Raw genomic sequence first — 18960 nt, 5'->3', positions numbered from 1 at the left:
ATTATAGTTCTGTAAATTTTTTCTGTTCTACCTGTACAAAAGATGAAATAGAGGAGAATATACAACTCTTTTGGTCATTGCTTGTGGAATTGAAGAAACTGGGTAAACGTATCCCGTCGCCAATCTCCTTATATTTGCTCACTTCATAAGTGTTTTTTTCGCCCTTATCTGTGTATTCGTAACGGACAATCTCACCGGTATTTTGATCAATATAAAGCAAACCATCAATCTTTGAACCAAAGATAGGGCCTGACGAGCTGATATTTGCTATCGTTAATTTCTGTCCAGCACTGAAACTTTCCTTCTGGTTTTTCAGCTGCACATTCTTCTGTCCGATCAAAGTAGGCAAAAGTAGCAGATTGAGATCCGAAAATAGCTGGTTTTTAATTGATTTCTTGAGCTCTGGCCCATCTGCAGATAAATTCCCTCCAATAAAGAGTTTGTCTGACCCTGGGTTTTTAAAATTAAACAGGTAGGTCACCTGATCCGTTCCCCTATAGCCATCAAATCGACATGCTCCAGTCGTTCTATTGAATAGAAACTTTCGTTCGTCGTTTGACAACTGGTCTGAGATGGTATTTCCCTTTGCTGAGAAAGCCAAAAACTGCAAAGAATCCCATTTTTCCTGGCCACCGATACTTTGCCAAATCTGCTTGTTTAGACTATCGTCTTGTGCCACTAGATCCAACTGACAAAATAACGTCAGTATAACGACCAAGAGTACATTCGATAATGTTTTCATAATCCTATTTTTTAAAGAAACAATCATCAAGTAATTCGTATCAAATTTGATCCCATGAAACTTCAACATTGCGTCATTGTCTATAAGCCTACCGACTGTTGTATAACTAATTTACACTACAATCAAGACAATTCAATAACAATTTATTCTAGTGAAAAAATAAAAATCGATTAATAAGATAACTGAATATTTTATTAATCGATTTGTTCAAAATATAAGTACCTGAGTAATAAGCCGTGCTCAGTAATACTTTTCATCATTGAATGGTAGGCAAAATTAATACCAAACTAGAATTTTTTGGCAATATGGGCCATTTGTATTGCTGTAATAGCAGCTTCTTCACCTTTATTACCATGTTTCCCTCCGGCACGATCCAATGCTTGCTGAAGGTTGTCCGTTGTTAATACGCCAAAAACAGCTGGTTTATTATATTTGAGCCCTACATTGGCAATGCCATTTGCAACTGCATCGCAGATAAAATCGAAGTGTCTGGTCTCACCCTGAATGACGCAACCTAAACAGATAACAGCGTCAAACCCCTGGTTTCTGAATGCGAGGTCTGCTCCTGAAATTAACTCGAAACTTCCAGGAACCTCTATGACTTGGATATTGTTTTCCTTAGCGCCATGCTCTTCCAAGCCCTTTATTGCACCATTCAATAATGCACCTGTAATTTCTGCATTCCATTGTGCAACAACGATTGCAAATTTGAATGGACTTGCATCCGCAACCTGGATGTGCGAAAAGTCGGATAAATTTTTAATGCTACTTGCCATAATAGTAACAAAGATAGTGATTTTAGATGGTCACAAAAAAAGAGGCTATCAAATAGCCTCTTTTTATTATATTTCTATAATTATTCTCTTATAAATGTGCTTGTACACGCCCCAATAAACCATCGATTGTTGAAGCTTCTTGGCTCTCTGGAAAATCTGTTTTAATCTTCTTGTAAGCAGTCTCTGCACTTTTATAGTCATTTTGTGCTTCATATACAAGGCCTAGTTTTTTCAAAAAGAGTGGAGTTGTATACGAGTTGCTTGATTTTTCAGAAGCTTGCTTGTAGTAATCAGCGGCTTTTTTGTAGTCTTTTAACTCTGAAAAAGCATCACCTGTTAAACCAATTACGAGCGGGTCTAGAATTTGGCTTCCAGTTGGAGCATATTTTTCAAGCGCTTTCGCAGCTTCATCGAATTTACCTTGACGCAAATATAAACCTCCTAAATAGGCGTTTGCAATATTTGCAGATTTTGTATTGGAATATTCGTCCGCAATTTGTTTAAATCCAAGAAACGCACCATCGCCCATGATTGCTTTACTTTGTAAAGAATCAATTGTAGCAAGCTGTTCTGCTTTGTACATACGGTTCGAAGCTTCTTCTGCTCTTGGATCTAGATAAAGCTTTTGATATCCAAAATAAAGTAAGATCAATACAACGATACCACCTAAAATGAACACTACACTTTTTTGGTTATCTTGAAAAAAAGATCCTTTTGAAGGTTTGAAACCTTGATTTGTATTATTTGTGTTTTTAGACATTACTAATCAGTAAAATATGGATTGCAAAAATACACTTTTCGAGCAAATTTGCAAGTGTTTTGCAAATTTTAAAGTGAATTAACTTTGGCTTTCCGACTCATTCGATAGTTCAATTTCTTTGTCTAGCTGTTCGTAGATGGAGTTTTTACTTTTGAATTCAGGTACAATAATTTTCATTTGATAGACAACCTCGTTTTTGTTTTGTGTCGCTAAACGCTGTTGCAATTCTCCAATTTTCATAGAGACGATATCATAATTATTTTCTCTGACTTTGGCGATCATGATTTTTTCGTGGTGAGTCGGTAAGGTATTCTCTAAATCATTCAGTAATTCCTCATACAGTTTTTCACCAGGTCTTAATCCAGTGAATTTTATTTCAATATCTTCATTTGGTTTAAATCCTGAAAGTCGAATCATTTTTTTAGCTAACTCAACTATTTTTACAGATTTACCCATATCAAATACAAAAATTTCACCACCTTGTCCCATTGTTCCAGCTTCAAGGACTAGTCGACATGCTTCGGGAATGGTCATAAAATACCGCGTAATTTCTGGATGAGTAACTGTTACGGGACCACCTTTTTGAATCTGGTCTCTGAATCGAGGGATAACTGATCCATTGGAGCCTAAGACATTGCCAAATCGGGTTGTGATAAATTTGGTGTGCACAGTTGCCCCTAAGGAATTTTCCAAATGATTGTTTAACGATTGTACATAGATTTCTGCGATACGCTTTGTCGCTCCCATGATATTAGTGGGGTTGACAGCTTTATCGGTAGAGACAAAAACAAATTTTTCAACTTGAAATTCCACGGCTAGATCAGCTAGATTCTTAGTACCCATGACATTGGTCTGTACCGCTTCCAAAGGATGGTTTTCCATCATTGGCACATGTTTGTATGCTGCAGCATGATATACATAATGCGGCTTGAAAGTATCAAAAAGTAATTGCATCCTTTTTGTACTTCGGACGTCTGCTATATAAGTATGATAAACTTGATTTGGAAATTCATCTTGAAGGTCAAGTTGAAGATTATGTAACGGAGACTCCGCTTGGTCGCAAAGGATAATCATTTGGGGCTCGTATTTTCCCAATTGGGATGCAATCTCACTACCTATGGAGCCTGCTGCCCCAGTAACTAATATTCTTTTACCTTTCGTTTGGCTTAGGATGTGGTCGTCGTTAATCTTAATCGGCTCCCGTTCTAGTAAATCTTCAATTTTTATTTTCTGGATCTGATTGGGATTAAGATCACCATTCATGATTTTTTTAACAGGAGGGAGCGTTAATATGTTGACATTTTTTTCGAGCGCAACATCTGTAATTTCATTTTTACGGTCCGAAGGAATGTTGTGCGAAGCGATGATAACCTCCTCAATATTCAATGTATTGATCAGATGGCTGAACTTCTGCGAGGAATATATTTTGGTCCCATCAATTACCTTGTTGATTTTTTGTTCATTATCATCTAAGAATCCAACAATAGCATTTTTGGATCGTACATCATGATCTAAGGTTCTTTTTACAGCAATTCCCAAGTCACCGGCACCATAGATGAGTGTCTTTTTTTTGGAGCCGCTGACTTTTTTGGTGTATAGAAAGAAAATTTTGATAATCGTTCTATATACGGTTAAAATAAGAAAGGAGAAGAGTGCAAAGAAGATAATGAGTGCAGTTGGAATGTTTCGCTCTATCTCGTTTGCTTGGATCACTAATTTTATAACCAGGAGAACGAAAACACTAAATATTATCGTTGATAATATACGTATTGAATCGATAGCGCTCGTGTAACGAACTATCCCAGTATACATCTTGAAGAGATAGAATGATAAAGAACATATGGCTATAAATAAAATGTAACGAATGCTAAAATCAATGTCGAGCAGAAAATCGAAGTTAAAATCATAGTAAATAACATTTGCGAGGAGATAAGCGATGGAAACACTAAAGATGTCCAATAAAAAAATGATCCACCGTGGCACTATATTGACTTTACTGAGCATGGTAATATATCTGATTAATTTAGACAAATGTAGATAAATTTGCTTCATTCCAAAGCAGTGCCAAACCAAATTTATCTTCGTTTGATAAGATTGATTTTTTATTGTAATTTTAGCTAACTATCAATTTTACAAGATGAATGAGTTAGGAAAGCTTGCGAGTCAGGCTATGATTTCTCCAAAAGAGATGCTGTTTGAGAAGAAAAAGAATGCAAAGAGTTTATTTATAGGCATTCCAAAGGAAATCTCGCTTCAGGAAAAGCGGATCTGCTTGACGCCATTAGCGGTTGCATTATTGGTAGAAAATGGACACGAAGTCATCATTGAGACAGGAGCAGGTGCTGGAGCCAATTTTTTAGATCATCATTATAGTGAACAGGGGGCTCGTATCGTTTCATCTCGGGAAGAGGTGTACCAAGCAGATCTGATCATTAAAGTTGGTAGCCCTATCCTTAGTGAAGTGAAGTTGATGAAAGAAAGGCAGCTTTTGTTATCTTCTCAACAACCTTCACTCATGAACCTGGATGTACTAAAGGCGTTAATGCATAAAAAAATCACTGCAATTTCTTACGAATATTTAAGAGATGAGGGGGGGTGCCTAGCAGTGGTGCGTGCGATGAGTGAAATCGTAGGGGCAACGGCAACTTTAATTGCGGGAGAGTATCTGAGCAATGCATTTGGAGGAAAGGGACTGATGCTCGGCGGTGTGACAGGCGTAGCTTCCACAGAAGTCGTTATTATTGGCGCGGGCACCGTTGGTGAACAAGCTGCCCGAACGGCTTTAGCGTTAGGAGCAGAGGTAAAAGTGTTTGATAATTCGATTTATAAACTTAGACGCCTACAAAATAATCTTGGTAGTCGTGTTTTTACCTCCGTTATACAACCCATTATTTTAAACAAGGCCGTGATCAGTTCGGATGTAGTTATTGGCGCTTTACGAGCGCGTAATGGACGTTCCGCTTGTGTGATTTCGGAAGAAACCGTTTCTAAAATGAAACCCAATTCCGTTATTATAGATGTAAGCATTGATCAGGGAGGCAATTTTGAAACATCGGAGGTGACCTCTCACGATAAACCTATCTTTCGTAAATTTGATGTTATTCACTATTGTGTTCCCAATATAGCGTCTCGGGTAGCGCGAACAGCCACCTATGCAATGAGCAATATCTTCACTTCTATTTTGCTTGATTTTGCTGAACTCGGGGGACTAAAAAATGCAATTTGGAAGAATCCCGGTATTCGGAGTTCAATTTATTTGTACCAAGGAAACCTTACAAATGTTGACATGGCCTCAAGATTTAATATGACGGCGAAAGATTTAGATCTTTTAGTTGTTTCTTCCTTATAAACCATGGATATCCAGCTCATGTTTGAATCGTTTTTTCTAGTATATGTAGTCTGGAGCTATCTTTTAAAATATCATTTTAATGAAAAGAATTTTTATGATTTTATGTTCGTTGATTTCTCTCGTTAAGGCGCAGGAAACAATAAACCTTTATGCAGATTCCATTCCAAACTCGACTGATAAGGGGCAAGTAAATTTAGAAAAAAATGTACCGAAGTTATTTGCTTATACAGCAGATAAAAGTATTGATAAAAATATCGCCGTACTAGTTATTCCGGGAGGAGGGTATTCTCATATAGCAATGGATCATGAAGGTCATGCTGTTGCTAAAGAGTTGATAAAAAATGGTTATTCGGCATTTGTTTTACAATACCGATTGCCTTCACCAAATATCATGCGTGACAAATCAATAGGACCTCTTCAAGATGCCCAGCGGGCGATGCAATTGATCCGAACGTTGCACCCCGGACTTCGAAAGGTTGGGGTTATAGGATTTTCCGCTGGCGGGCACCTGGCTTCCACTTTAATTACGAAGTTTAAGAAAGACTATATAGCGAATCCTTCCCATGTATCCCTAAGACCTGATTTTGCAGGATTGATTTATCCAGTAATCTCTATGGAAAATGATATAGCACATAAAGGTTCGCGTATAAATCTCATTGGAGAAAACCCTTCGGAAGACCAAATCAAGCTGTTTTCTTCCAATTTGCAGGTATCTTCTGAGGTCTGTCCGGTTTTCTTTGTGCATGCCAAAGACGATATGGCTGTGCCAATAGAAAATAGCTATAGAATGATGGCAGCTTTGGACAAGTCAAAAGTGCCCAACACGCTTTATACCTTTGAGCAAGGGGGGCACGGCTTTGGGTTAATTAACAAAACCTCAGACAAGTTATGGTTTGACGCATTTTTATCTTGGCTAGACACACAAGACTAGGATATACAATTAATGGTCAAAAGAGATCCAGTGAGATATTGTTAGATCGACAGCTTGTTCTTTTTGTGGAACTATTTGCGATGTTATAATCGCATGTAAGTTAATCTCATTATTACTGACGACGATTTCATAATAAAAACCTCTGAATCGCACATCTTTTACAAAAAAAGTAGACTGCTCAGAAGGACTTATTGAAATCCATTCTTGATGTATCGCGATTGGTTTTTCGCTTGTTATGCCTAAATTTTGAGCTTGCTCAGCCTGTAATATATTGCTTTTTGCCAGTAATTGCGCAGTATAAGGGTGCGATGGATTGCTATACAATACATGTGGATTGTTTTGATCTAGGATTTTACCAGATTTCATCACAATGAGATTATCTGCCAAAGCAAGTACTTCCGTAGGATCGTGTGAAACTAAAATGACGGTCAGCCCAGTTTCTTTAACAATATCTTTTATGTCCTGTTGCAAGGTATCCCTAAAAGAGGCATCAACCTGATTGAAGGGTTCATCCATTAGTAAAACTTCAGGCTCGTTGATCAAAGCACGACAGATGGCGACGCGTTGTTTTTCTCCGCCACTGATGTCTGCTACTCTTTTTTTAGCGAGGTGATCTATCCGTAGACGTTGTAATATTTCCGCAGTTTTGTCTTGTTTGCGTTTGATGTCTGTGTTTGGCAACTGCGATGCAACATTATCCCATACATTGGCATAAGTATTTAAATCGTCAAAGCCTTGCGAGACTAATTTCATGGCATCATGTCCGGGGATCAACTTGTCCTTGCGCGTTGGGACCTGCCAACCTTTATAGCGCACAATGCCACCAGTTGGTTCCAAAAGACCGTAGATAAGTCGCAGTAATGTACTTTTTCCACTGCCGGATTCACCAATGATCGCTGTTATTTTTCCTTCATCGATATCGAAAGAACTATTTTCAACAGCAAACTGCATATTGTTCTCATGAAAGGAAAAGCTAAGGTGCTCGGCGTGTATAGCCGCTAGTCCGGGAACATGGATATCAGATGGAATATATTGACAAGATGATAAATGAGCCATAGTAGAGAAAAGGTAGTTAACGAATGGAAATTTTACGTGTTGTTGCATCTATGATGCTAATATGTATCTCTTTTGCTTCTTCAGGAAGTAAATTGGGAATTTTCTCCGGCCATTCAACAAAGCAATATGCACCTGAATAGAAATATTCTTCGTAGCCAAAATCGAATGCCTCCTGTTCATCTTTAATGCGGTAAAAATCAAAGTGGTATATGGGGCCTGCGGGAGACTCATATTCATTAACAATGGAGAATGTTGGACTAGATGTACTATCTTGTACATTTAATTGTTTACACAGGTATTTTACAAAAGTTGTTTTTCCTGCTCCCATTGAACCATATAATAGAAAAATCCGGTCCTTTGGAAAACTATTTAAAAGTATCTGAGCCGCTTGAGATAGATCTGCTGTCGTATTTACAATAATTTCCATGTTGCAAAATTACTATTTCGGTAAGTATGTCGCAAAGGGGATAATCATTTCTTCCAAAGAGATTCCACCATGTTGGAATGTTCCATTAAAGTAATTGACAAATTGATTGTAGTTGTTGGGGTAAACAAAATACGAATCTTCTTTGGCAAAAACGTATGTTGAACTAACGTGAAGTTTAGGCAACTGCGCCTCGTGGGGATTTTTGATAGCAAAAACATCTTTGTCAATATAGTTCAGATTTTTCCCTTGCTTATATCTCAAATTTGTATTTGTATTTCGATCACCAACAATTTTACTTGGCTTTTTTACACGGATCGTGCCGTGGTCGGTTGTAATAATCACACGAACTTTCTTCTGTGAGAGCCATTTTATAGCCTCTAATAGAGGTGAGTGTTCAAACCATGACAAAGTGAGGGAGCGATACGCTGCTTCGTCGTTTGCTAATTCACGAATCATAGAGCTGTCCGTACGTGCGTGAGAAAGCATATCAACAAAGTTATACACCAATACATTCAGTTGATTGTGCATTAAATTACCGAGATTGTCTAACACATCCTTTCCTTGTTCCAGGGTCAAAATTTTCGTGTAGGAATGTTTTATGGACTTGCGATAAAGTCGCTTGATCTGATCTTCCAAAAATTTATCCTCATATAAATTCTTGCCGCCTTCATCTTCATCGTTTTGCCATAATTTCGGGAAGCGTTTTTCCATTTCCAGTGGAGTTAATCCACTAAAGATGGCATTTCTCGCATATTGTGTTGCTGTTGGTAAAATACTGTAATAGTTTATCTCCTCCTCAAGTCTAAAATAGTCGGTGATTACCTCATTGATAATTTTCCATTGATCGAAACGCAAATTGTCTATTAGAAAGAAAAATGTCGGTATATCATCTTCTATGGTCGGAAATACCTTCTTCTTAAATAGCTGGTGTGATAGAATGGGCGCGTTTTCGGGGCGATTAATCCACTGGATATAGTTGTTTTCTATAAATTTGGAGAATTGCATGTTTGCTTCGGATTTTTGCATCGTCAGAATTTCATGCATATTGTTATCTTCAAGCTTTTCGAGGGACAATTCCCAGTAGACAAGTTTTTTGTAAACTTCTGACCATTGATTGAAATCCAGATTGTCATTCAGGATCATCCCCAAATTGCGGAAGTCTTGTTGATAAGCCATGGAGGTTTTCTCATTGACAAGACGTTTGTTCTCCGTTAATTTTTTTATTGTCATCAAGATCTGCTTGGGGTTGACCGGCTTGATAAGATAATCATCTATTTTGGAGCCGATGGCATCTTCCATGACATGTTCTTCTTCGTTTTTTGTGACCAGAACAACGGGAACAGTAGGGTTGATCGATTTGAGTATAGCAAGTGTTTCGAGCCCGGTTAGCCCAGGCATATTTTCGTCTAAGAAAACGAGGTGGAAAAAACCATTTTTAAAGGCTTCAACGGCATCATTTCCATTGTTGACTGTGTCAACTTTGTAACCCTTGCTTTCTAAAAATAAAATGTGTGGTTTTAGAAAGTCAATTTCATCGTCAGCCCAAAGAATATGTGTTTTTTGCATCTTGTTATTATATGTCTATTAGTAGTAGAGGAGAGGATCGGATTTTCGATCTCATGCTAACTTAAGCAAATATCGTGCTTCAGATTTTATTTTTAACATTTATTAACGATGAACTAACTATCTTTGTTTTAAGTTTATACTAGTGTTAACCAGGAGTTCATGATTAAAGGGCTCGGTTTCATAATTATAGTGTTGATGATCGTATTAATTTGTCTCCACATTGAACAAAAATAAAATTATTAATGATCCGGTATATGGATTTGTCGCTATTCCTACAGGATTGGTCTTCGATCTAGTGCAACATCCTTATTTCCAAAGGCTCCGCTATATTAAGCAGGTGAGCATGACACATCTCGTCTATCCCGGAGCTTTGCATACTCGTTTTCAGCACGCCATAGGAGCGATGCATTTGATGTCGATGGCATTGGAAACTTTGAGGAGTAAAGGTGTTATAATTTCAGGGGATGAAGAGGAGGCTGTTCTGTCGGCAATATTGCTGCATGATATAGGTCACGGCCCTTTTTCACATTCTTTGGAGCATAGTTTGATTGAAGGTGTTTCTCATGAGCTATTGTCTTCCCTTTTAATGGATCGAATCAACAATGATCTGGGTGGAAGACTAAGTCTTGCAATTACAATCTTTAATAATAAATACGAACGTAAATTTCTTCATCAATTGGTGTCGAGCCAATTGGATGTTGATCGAATGGACTACCTCAATAGAGATAGTTTTTTTACAGGCGTATCGGAAGGCGTCATCTCATTTGACCGTATTATAAAAATGCTCAATGTGGTGGAGGATGAAATAGTGGTGGAGTATAAAGCACTTTATTCTGTGGAGAAATTTCTGATTGCGCGGCGGTTGATGTATTGGCAAGTCTATTTACACAAGACCGTTATCGGTGCGGAACAGTTATTGATTAAAATTCTGCAGCGGGCGAAATATCTGACGGCTGCTGGCCATAAGCTCTTTTCTACTCCGGCGTTTCATTGGTTTTTAAGCCAGCAGGTCAACAAAACTAACTTTTTGGATGACCCGTTACATTTGGATTGGTTTACTCGTTTAGATGATACGGATATTATGTCGGCCATAAAAACATGGGAACGTCATGAGGATCCTATTTTAAGTGCAATGTGTCAACGTGTTATGAAACGTAATCTATATCGATCTGTCATGAGTGATAAGCCATTCTTGCCAGAATATGTTGATTTAGTGAAGGCGAAAGTACAAGCTGAGATGGGAGTGGCTCAAGAGGATATTCATTATTATGTATTTATGCAGGAAATTCAAAACCGGGCCTATAATTCTTCCAGGGATCAAATTAAAATACTATTGAAATCGGGCGAGCTCGTCGATATAACGGAGGCTTCTGATCTAGGGAATTTGGAAGCATTATCGAAAAATGTAGCTAAATACGCCTTATGTTATCCAAAAGAGGTGGGATATGTTGCAATTACTTCCATCAAGTAGTTATTTTTTAATAAAAAAACATAGATTTGTACCATGCAATTTACTGCTCAACAAATAGGGACATTATTAGAAGGACGGATTGAAGGAAATCCAGAAGTTACTGTAGGTAACCTTGCCAAAATTGAGGAAGGTAAAAAAGGCGATCTTTCTTTTTTGTCAAATCCAAAATATGAGCATTTTATTTATACTACTGATGCCTCGATTGTAATTGTTAATGAAGATTTACAATTGACGCAGGCAACTAAGCCAACATTGACGATCATACGGGTTAAGAATGCATATGCTGCTTTCTCTACTATTTTGAATATGTATAATGAGTTTCGTCTTGACAAAAGCGGACGTGAGGAACCACATTTTATACATGCTGAAGCGGAGATCGGCCAAGGAGGTTATATTGGTGCATTTGTATATATTGGGCGTGGGGCTTCCATTGGAGATAACGTGAAAATCTACCCACAAGTCTATATTGGCGATAAAGTTACGATTGGCGATAATACAACACTCTATCCGGGTGTGAAGATTTATCATGATTGTAAGATTGGGAAAAATGTGGTAGTACATTCTGGTGTTGTGATTGGATCGGATGGATTTGGATTTGCTCCACAAGAAGACGGAACATATAAAAAAGTACCTCAGATTGGTTATGTGCAAGTGGAGGATAATGTCGAGATTGGCGCCAATACTGTAATCGATAGGGCAACAATGGGCGCTACAATAGTGCGCGATGGTGTTAAGTTGGATAATTTGATTCAAATTGCACATAATGTTGATATTGGAAAGAATACAGTAATCGCAGCGCAAACAGGTATTTCTGGTAGTTCAAAAATTGGAGAACATGTGGTTTTAGGAGGTCAGGTTGGTGTCGTTGGACATATTGTTGTTGCAAAGGGATCTCAAATCCAAGCCCAATCAGGAGTGAATAGATCGATTAAAGAAGAAGGTAAAAAGTGGGGCGGTACGCCAGTGATGCCTTACCAGCCGCAGTTGCGCTCTAATGTGATTTTTGCACGTCTTCCTGAATTGGAAAAACGAATCCAAGAGTTAGAAAAGTTAGTAGAAAAAAAATTGAAATAATTATTTTTCATTGAAAATAAACTGTTCTTTAATTGTGATGAAATAATCATTCCTAAGTAAGCCGATGGCGAACATCGAAATGGCTTAAAGGATAAATGTTTTGTCAAAAGAAGTTTTGATTTAAAAATATGTTATTAGAAATGAATGTAAAACAGAGAACCATCAAAAACGAGGTTGAAATTTCGGGGGTAGGTCTTCATACAGGAAAAATTGTATCGATGACTATTAAGCCCGCTCCGGAAAATCACTGGTTTAAGTTCAGACGTGTGGATTTAGAGGGGCAACCAGAAATTCTGGTTGATGCGGATAATGTTACTGATACCTCCAGAGGGACGACAATAACGCAGAATGGAGCAAGTGTGAGTACAATTGAACATTTGATGGCATCGTTAATTGGTTTACAAATTGATAATGTGCTGATTGATATTGATGGTCCTGAAATACCAATTCTAGACGGTAGTTCAGCTATTTTTGTGAAGTTGTTAGAGGAAGCGGGATTTGAAGAACAAGATGCTGATCGGGATTATTATGAGATTTCGAATAATATTCATTATGCGGAGCCAGATCGCAAAGTTGAAATACTGGGCATGCCAATGGATGGTTATCGTTTGACTTGTATGATCGATTTTAATTCGCCTGTGTTGGGAAGTCAACATGCCGCGATAACATCGATTGAGGATTTTAAATCTGAAATAGCCTCTTCGCGTACGTTTTGTTTTTTACACGAATTGGAAATGTTGGTTGATCATGGCCTTATTAAAGGTGGTGATTTAAGTAATGCAATCGTTATTGTGGACAAGGAGACTTCTTCTGAGGAATTGCAAAAATTAGCGCATCTTTTTCATAAAGAAACCGTTGCAGTTGCTAAGGAAGGAATATTAAACAATAATCAATTGCGTTATCAAAATGAACCTGCTCGACATAAATTGTTGGACATGGTTGGAGATTTAGCGCTAGTCGGAAGACCTTTGAAAGGGCATATTATGGCTGCACGGCCAGGCCATGCAGCGAATGTGGCTTTTGCAAAAAAGATAAAGGAGCAGATCAAGAAAGATAAAACACGTAAAAAAATTAAAGTTTACGATCCCAATATGCCGGCATTATACGATACGGTTGAAATCATGAAGATTTTACCTCATCGTCAACCCATGCTTATGGTCGATAAAATTCTTGAGTTGACAGAAACACATGTTGTGGGTTTGAAGAATGTTACCATGAACGAAGATTTATTTATGGGACATTTTCCTGGTGCACCATTATTCCCTGGTGTTTTGCAAGTAGAGGCTATGGCACAAACAGGGGGAATTTTAGTACTGAAGACGGTTCCTGATCCAGAGAATTGGTTGACCTTATTCCTTAAAATTGAAAATGCACGTTTTAAAGCGCAGGTAACTCCAGGGGATTCTGTTATTTTTAGATGTGACTTGATGGAGCCGATCCGAAGAGGTATCGCAAAAATGAAAGGTGTGGCTATGGTAGGAGAGAAAATCGTGTGTGAAGCGGAGCTTATGGCACAGATCGTAAGAGTAAATAACAACTAAAGTAGTATAGATGATACAGCCATTAGCTTATATTCATCCGGAGGCAAAAATTGCTAAAAATGTGGTCATCGAGCCATTTGTAACCATTTATAAAGATGTCGTCATTGGTGAAGGCACTTGGATAGGATCAAATGTGACGATCATGGATGGAGCTCGAATTGGAAAAAACTGTAAAATATATCCCGGTGCAGTAATCTCTGGGGAACCTCAAGATTTAAAATTTGATGGTGAGATTACTACAGCTGAAATTGGAGACAATACAACCATTCGTGAGTGTGTAACAATCAATAGAGGAACCAAGGATAGGTATAAAACGGTCATTGGAAAAAATTGTTTGATCCAAGCTTATAGTCATGTTGCACATGATTGTGAAGTAGGTGATAATTGTGTTTTTTCGAACAACAGTACACTTGCTGGACATATTACAGTAGGTGATTATGTTGTACTTGCTGGAATGGTTGCTGTTCATCAATTTGTCAAAATTGGTTCGCATGCATTTGTTACCGGTGGTTCATTGGTGCGTAAGGATATTCCTCCTTTTGTTAAGGCCGCACGTGAACCGATTTCTTATGCTGGTATTAATTCTGTTGGATTGAGAAGAAGAGGATTTTCGGAAGAGCAAATTGCCGAGATTCAGAATCTTTATCGAATTCTTTTTGTCCAAAACAGAAACCTGGCTAAAGCAATAGAAATTATAGAAGCTGAATATCAGGCAACGGAAATCCGTGATGAAATTTTGGATTTTATTCGGAACTCCGGCCGGGGTATCATGAAAGGATTCAATAATAGAGCGATGTAGTCGCGTTGTCGATTCTAGTGAATTTGAAAATTACATTAAAAGATATTGGTAGGAGGTATAACAATGAATGGATTTTTAGGCATATAAACTATACCTTCGAGTCCGGCAAGAGTTATGCCATCCTTGGCCATAATGGTTCTGGGAAGTCCACTTTCCTAAAAGTGCTTTCAAGTAGTTTGACACCCTCATCGGGTGAATTGATCTACACGGATGGAGACCAAGTCCTAGGTGTGGAAACTATATATCAGCAGCTGTCTCTCGCAGCTCCTTATGTTGAACTGATCGAGGAGTTTACCTTAAACGAGCTGATTGATTTTCATTTTAAATTTAAAAATTATCTTCCTTCTTTTGATAAAGAAACTGTTGTAAACATATTGGGATTGGAACATGCGCTTGACAGAGAAATCCGGTTTTTTTCATCAGGCATGCGTCAACGTGTAAAGCTAGCGCTAGCTTGTTGTTCTGCATCTGCCTTGGTTTTGTTGGATGAGCCTACAAGTAATTTGGATAGTGCGGGTGAACAATGGTATCTTCATTTAATTGAGCGCACAAAAGTGGAATCTAGATTGTTTATCGTCTGTTCCAACCAAAAAAAAGAGTATGAATTCTGCGATGAAAGTATTTCTATCGTCGATTTCAAGTCTTAGGGGATCAACAATTATTTCTACCCTATTAAAAATAGGAGAAAAGTTTTTGTCCTGTATCAAAAATGATTATTTTCCATAAAACCATCAATATTGCATAACCATTAACAGCTACGAAAGTGAACTTAAGGTTCTCTCCGGCCAATAAAAACAAACACTTTCAGAAAAAAAAGTAGCGAATGAAATTTTAATAACACAATTAGTTTTTGTACTTTTGACGACTCAATAATGAGATAACCGTTTAAAGTTCAATTCAAAGAATGGCTAAGGCATCAGAGGTAAAATCAGGAAATATCTTAAGATTTAATGGAGAATTAGTATCCGTAGAAGAATATATACACCGTACACCAGGCAATTTACGTGCGTTTTATCAAGCGAGAATGCGTAATGTTAAAACTGGTAAGTTAGTTGAGTACCGTTTTAGAGTTGACGAATCTGTAGAAATTGCGCGCGTAGAAACTAGCGATTATCAGTATTTGTATGAGGATGGAGATTTCTTCGTGGTAATGGATAACAATACATACGAGCAATTCAATATTCCTAAATTTTTGTTCGGTGATTCAGCTCGTTTCTTGAAAGAAGGAATGACTGTAATTATTGCTTTTGAAAGTGATGAGCCTATCATGGCAGAAGCTCCAAAAAGTGTTGAGTTAGAAATTACGTATACTGAACCGGCTGTAAAAGGAGATACTTCTACAAATGCGTTGAAAAAAGCAACTGTAGAGACTGGTGTTGAAATTATGGTACCGTTGTTCATTAATCAAGGTGAGAAAGTAAGAGTCGATACGCAAACAGGTAATTATATCGAGCGCGTAAAATAATAGAAAGATTTTAGGTTTAGGTTGATTATTCGGTCTTGTTAGCGCTCGCTACAAGGCCGTTTTTTTTATGACTAGACTGCGTTTAACGCCTGGTTTTTCTATTCTGAACGAGAATTTCTATTTGCTTTTGAAGCTCAAATAAAAATTTAATTGGAAGGAATGCTATTTTTGATTGATCTTGGCATAAGTGATGGAATTTAATGGGGATTTTGGTAAGAAAGGGAAATAAATTTTAGGAATAACTATTTTACAAATGAAATCGAAACAAGAATTACGACTTGAATATAAAACTAAGCGATGTCAATTGTCTTTAGAGAGAGAAACTGCGCTCAATGAACGATTACTTTCGCAATTTACAAAGCTTGATCTCTCAAGGGTCGAATTTTTGCATATTTTCATTCCCATAGGGAAATACCACGAACCCAATACATATTTAATAATAAATTATATTCAAGAGTTTTTTCCGCAGATAAAGATCGTTGTTTCGCGATCTAATTTTGATGATTACTCGATGCAACATTTCATATTGGATGAACATACACGATTTGAGACGAACAACTGGGGTATTCCAGAGCCAACCTCTGGCATTAAGGTAGCTTCATCGCTTATTGATATGATTATAGTACCATTGTTAATTTTTGATCTTTTCGGCTATAGAGTAGGTTATGGAAAAGGGTTTTACGACCGTTTTTTCTCGTCTTGTAAAGCTGGTGTACAGCGTGTCGGACTATCTTTATTTAATCCAATTGATGTTATTGCAGATAAAAATGAATATGATGTCCAATTAACGAAAGCTATAACACCAGATCATATTTATCATTTTTTTGATAACAAGTAATACTATTGGTCAAAAGCATAATCTCACCGCGTTTAGTGAATAGTCACAAGGTTTTCCAATAAGTGGCTTCATTGTTTAATTCGCGAACAACAGTAGCGTATTATTTAATGTACTATTCTTATTTTTAATAAAAGAATGTAAGGCCTAATTGCGATCTAAATCTTAACTGTGTTTGTAGTTGGTTGATTTTGTCTCATGATGATTTAATTAAAATTATTTTTTATTTTTATTGCGAAATTCAATGCCTGTGCCGATATGTTTCGATATCTTCTATTTTTTCTTTTCCTAACAATCATACCTTGTCATGTTGTCTACGGGATGGATTTAATGGATTCCAATTCCTCGATAGAGGAGAAGAACTTTTACGAAACAATTATAAAAGAATCAGCGCAATATCAATCCTCTAGTCTGTCGTTAAGCAAATATCTTGCACCATATTTTAGCCAAGCGGTACGAAAAAATGATAAGGCACTTTTGGCAATCTATTATTGTTTACTGGCGGATCAGTCGTTTAATGCCGAAGGCGCAAGAAATAACTTTAGTGATAAATACTATTTAAAAGCGCTGGACCTTGAAGAAGGCTATAGCTATCAAAATGTACGCATTTGGGTAAGGGTAATGTATGGCTTTTACCTATATCGGTGCCTGAAAGCCTCTGAGGCATTACCTTTTATCTTGGAAGGAGAGAAAGGGCTCGAAGATATACCGAAAGAATTTGTTTTAGACCTAACGCAAACTTACAAGAAGCTTGGCTATTTTTTTGGAACTTTAGGTGATTATACTTCTGGAATTAAATATCTGGATTTAGGGCAACGACAAGAACAAATTTCACCGAGATTGAAGGCTGAAATTTTGGACAATTTAGGTTTACTGACACTGAAAAGTGGTGGTGATACCTTGCAGGCAATGAAAATCTTTGAATTGGCTCAAACTTTAGCACTTTCAGAGAATGACTCATTACGCTATGCGAAGATTTTAGGTAATCAGGCGGCTGTGTTCGAAGGTATGAAGGATTACCATAAGGCTTTATCTCTCCTAGATAAAGATCTTGAGATTTCCAGGTCTCTTGGGAATGACCGAAATACAATATTTGCCTTAATGATGCGGATTCGACTAGATATAGCGAATAAGGAAACGAAGGATGTTCGTCATATGATTGCGGAAGCTGAATCCCTTTTGTTGGGCTCGGATGATAAGAAGACAATACTTGAACTTGAGATTCACAAGTTGAATTTGGCGATGCAAAGTAACGATATCGGCCGTGAGCTGAATGCACGAAGAAGAATAGAACGTCTCCAAGACTCACTACGTTTTTTAGATGGTGATCCAGTATTGTCCCAATTGAAGTTTATGGCCGACAAGCAAAAGTATGCCGATAAATTATCGCTGGCACAAGCTGTTATTAAGAAAAAGCAAGCTGAGAGGCGATTATGGCTAATATTAAGTTTGTTGGTATTGGTGTTATTCTTTTTTATTTATAATGCTGTTCGATCTCGTGCTAGAAAACGGATACGTGACTATGAATATCAACTTCTTAATTTAAAGTATACAAAAGCAGAATTAGACAGGGAACTGGTGAGCTCTAAAAGCCAAGTTGAAGAATACGTCGCTTATCTTAAGCGGAATAATGAACAGATAAATGTACTTTCTGCGATGCTTGAAGAAAAAGGGAATGTTGTTGAAAAAGATCGCGAGGAGCTAAAAGTATTGTTGCAGTCACATCTCATCACTGAAGAGAAATGGCAGGAATTTAAATTATTGATTGTAAAAGAATTTCCCAATTTACTCCAGGATATACAATCTAGATTTCCCGATATAACGGAATCTAATCTGAGGGTAATTGTGCTTATGAAACTGGGGCTAAATAATAAGGAAGTAGCCAACGTATTGGGGGTTACTCCAGACGCGATAAAAAAATCTATGCAGCGCTTGAAAAAGAAGCTTGGAGATCAGGCTGGGATGCTCATGGAATATATTTCCGACAAGGAGTTTGTGTAATGTCGACCTTTAGTTGGCAGAGGGACATTTTGGGGCCTAGTTCTGGCCAAATATACTCAACGAAAAGTATTTTAATCCAGCTTCGATTCTAACTGCTTTTCAGCTTGAATGATAAGTGGGAAGTAATTTGATGGGAATTATTGGGAAGAAAGGACGTGGAAGGACCC

The 18960-nt window shown here is 37.5% G+C and carries 17 protein-coding genes and 2 pseudogenes; 11 read left to right on the top strand and 8 right to left on the bottom strand.

Features of this window, described 5'->3' with window-relative positions; genetic code table 11:
- Position 1 precedes the first annotated feature (1 nt).
- The 4 genes from ACHWSC_RS11910 to ACHWSC_RS11895 form a co-directional block, all read right to left on the bottom strand.
- On the bottom strand, positions 2–742 hold the full coding sequence (locus ACHWSC_RS11910; RefSeq protein WP_394676895.1) for a hypothetical protein: 741 nt from the start codon (positions 740–742) through the stop codon (positions 2–4).
- Positions 743–1029: 287 nt separating this feature from the next.
- Complete coding sequence (gene ribH, locus ACHWSC_RS11905) at positions 1030–1518, bottom strand: 6,7-dimethyl-8-ribityllumazine synthase (RefSeq protein ID WP_075990779.1); 489 nt, start codon at positions 1516–1518, stop codon at positions 1030–1032.
- 88 nt (positions 1519–1606) lie between these two features.
- Positions 1607–2278 carry a tetratricopeptide repeat protein gene (locus tag ACHWSC_RS11900; RefSeq protein ID WP_088159993.1) on the bottom strand — a complete coding sequence of 224 codons (672 nt, stop codon included), beginning with the start codon at positions 2276–2278 and terminating at the stop codon, positions 1607–1609.
- A 78-nt stretch (positions 2279–2356) separates the two neighbouring features.
- Positions 2357–4282 carry a nucleoside-diphosphate sugar epimerase/dehydratase gene (locus tag ACHWSC_RS11895; RefSeq protein ID WP_394676946.1) on the bottom strand — a complete coding sequence of 642 codons (1926 nt, stop codon included), beginning with the start codon at positions 4280–4282 and terminating at the stop codon, positions 2357–2359.
- A gap of 133 nt (positions 4283–4415) precedes the next feature.
- Between ACHWSC_RS11895 and ACHWSC_RS11890 the strand changes: the two genes are divergently transcribed.
- The gene (locus ACHWSC_RS11890; protein ID WP_075990781.1) at positions 4416–5627 is read left to right on the top strand and encodes an alanine dehydrogenase; all 1212 of its coding nucleotides are present in this window, start codon (positions 4416–4418) and stop codon (positions 5625–5627) included.
- A 79-nt stretch (positions 5628–5706) separates the two neighbouring features.
- A complete protein-coding gene (locus ACHWSC_RS11885) occupies positions 5707–6558 on the top strand; it encodes an alpha/beta hydrolase (RefSeq protein WP_394676894.1) in 852 nt (283 codons plus the stop codon).
- A 9-nt stretch (positions 6559–6567) separates the two neighbouring features.
- Here ACHWSC_RS11885 and ACHWSC_RS11880 read toward each other — a convergent pair whose 3' ends face one another.
- The 3 genes and pseudogenes from ACHWSC_RS11880 to ACHWSC_RS11870 all read right to left on the bottom strand — a co-directional run.
- Entirely contained in the window at positions 6568–7614 is a 1047-nt protein-coding gene (locus ACHWSC_RS11880; RefSeq protein WP_394676893.1) for an ABC transporter ATP-binding protein, read from the bottom strand.
- 16 nt (positions 7615–7630) lie between these two features.
- Entirely contained in the window at positions 7631–8041 is a 411-nt protein-coding gene (gene tsaE / locus ACHWSC_RS11875) for a tRNA (adenosine(37)-N6)-threonylcarbamoyltransferase complex ATPase subunit type 1 TsaE (RefSeq protein ID WP_394676892.1), read from the bottom strand.
- 12 nt (positions 8042–8053) lie between these two features.
- Positions 8054–8905: pseudogene (locus ACHWSC_RS11870) on the bottom strand (PglZ domain-containing protein); the annotation flags it as partial.
- Here ACHWSC_RS11870 and ACHWSC_RS11865 point away from each other — a divergent pair.
- On the top strand, positions 8898–9017 hold the full coding sequence (locus ACHWSC_RS11865) for a YSIRK-type signal peptide-containing protein (protein ID WP_394676945.1): 120 nt from the start codon (positions 8898–8900) through the stop codon (positions 9015–9017). The pseudogene ACHWSC_RS11870 and the gene ACHWSC_RS11865 sit on opposite strands and share 8 nt — an antisense overlap.
- Positions 9018–9274: 257 nt before the next feature.
- On the opposite strand, the pseudogene ACHWSC_RS11860 reads toward ACHWSC_RS11865, so the two are convergent.
- Positions 9275–9607, bottom strand: a pseudogene (locus ACHWSC_RS11860) (response regulator); the annotation flags it as partial.
- Positions 9608–9827: 220 nt separating this feature from the next.
- Here ACHWSC_RS11860 and ACHWSC_RS11855 point away from each other — a divergent pair.
- The 8 genes from ACHWSC_RS11855 to ACHWSC_RS11820 all read left to right on the top strand — a co-directional run bounded on the left by ACHWSC_RS11855 (position 9828) and on the right by ACHWSC_RS11820 (position 18793).
- Positions 9828–11078, top strand: a complete 1251-nt coding sequence (locus ACHWSC_RS11855; RefSeq protein ID WP_120333046.1) for an HD domain-containing protein — start codon at positions 9828–9830, stop codon at positions 11076–11078.
- Between the two features lie 33 nt (positions 11079–11111).
- Positions 11112–12152 (top strand): UDP-3-O-(3-hydroxymyristoyl)glucosamine N-acyltransferase, encoded by a 1041-nt coding sequence (gene lpxD, locus ACHWSC_RS11850; RefSeq protein ID WP_075990787.1) that lies wholly within the window; start codon positions 11112–11114, stop codon positions 12150–12152.
- A 140-nt stretch (positions 12153–12292) separates the two neighbouring features.
- Positions 12293–13693, top strand: coding sequence for a bifunctional UDP-3-O-[3-hydroxymyristoyl] N-acetylglucosamine deacetylase/3-hydroxyacyl-ACP dehydratase (locus ACHWSC_RS11845; RefSeq protein WP_394676891.1), 1401 nt, complete (start codon positions 12293–12295; stop codon positions 13691–13693).
- Between the two features lie 10 nt (positions 13694–13703).
- A complete protein-coding gene (gene lpxA, locus ACHWSC_RS11840; protein ID WP_075990789.1) occupies positions 13704–14492 on the top strand; it encodes an acyl-ACP--UDP-N-acetylglucosamine O-acyltransferase in 789 nt (262 codons plus the stop codon).
- Between the two features lie 17 nt (positions 14493–14509).
- Positions 14510–15139 (top strand): ATP-binding cassette domain-containing protein, encoded by a 630-nt coding sequence (locus ACHWSC_RS11835; protein ID WP_394676890.1) that lies wholly within the window; start codon positions 14510–14512, stop codon positions 15137–15139.
- Positions 15140–15396: 257 nt separating this feature from the next.
- A complete protein-coding gene (gene efp / locus ACHWSC_RS11830) occupies positions 15397–15957 on the top strand; it encodes an elongation factor P (protein WP_046674772.1) in 561 nt (186 codons plus the stop codon).
- A 253-nt stretch (positions 15958–16210) separates the two neighbouring features.
- The gene (locus tag ACHWSC_RS11825; RefSeq protein ID WP_394676889.1) at positions 16211–16795 is read left to right on the top strand and encodes a 5-formyltetrahydrofolate cyclo-ligase; all 585 of its coding nucleotides are present in this window, start codon (positions 16211–16213) and stop codon (positions 16793–16795) included.
- Between the two features lie 318 nt (positions 16796–17113).
- The gene (locus ACHWSC_RS11820) at positions 17114–18793 is read left to right on the top strand and encodes a helix-turn-helix transcriptional regulator (RefSeq protein ID WP_394676888.1); all 1680 of its coding nucleotides are present in this window, start codon (positions 17114–17116) and stop codon (positions 18791–18793) included.
- Positions 18794–18960: the final 167 nt, after the last annotated feature.

Source organism: uncultured Sphingobacterium sp., assembly GCF_964277905.1.
GTDB lineage: Bacteria > Bacteroidota > Bacteroidia > Sphingobacteriales > Sphingobacteriaceae > Sphingobacterium > Sphingobacterium siyangense.
Note: the sequence above shows the minus strand (reverse complement) of the source record. Positions and strands in the feature narration are given on the sequence as shown.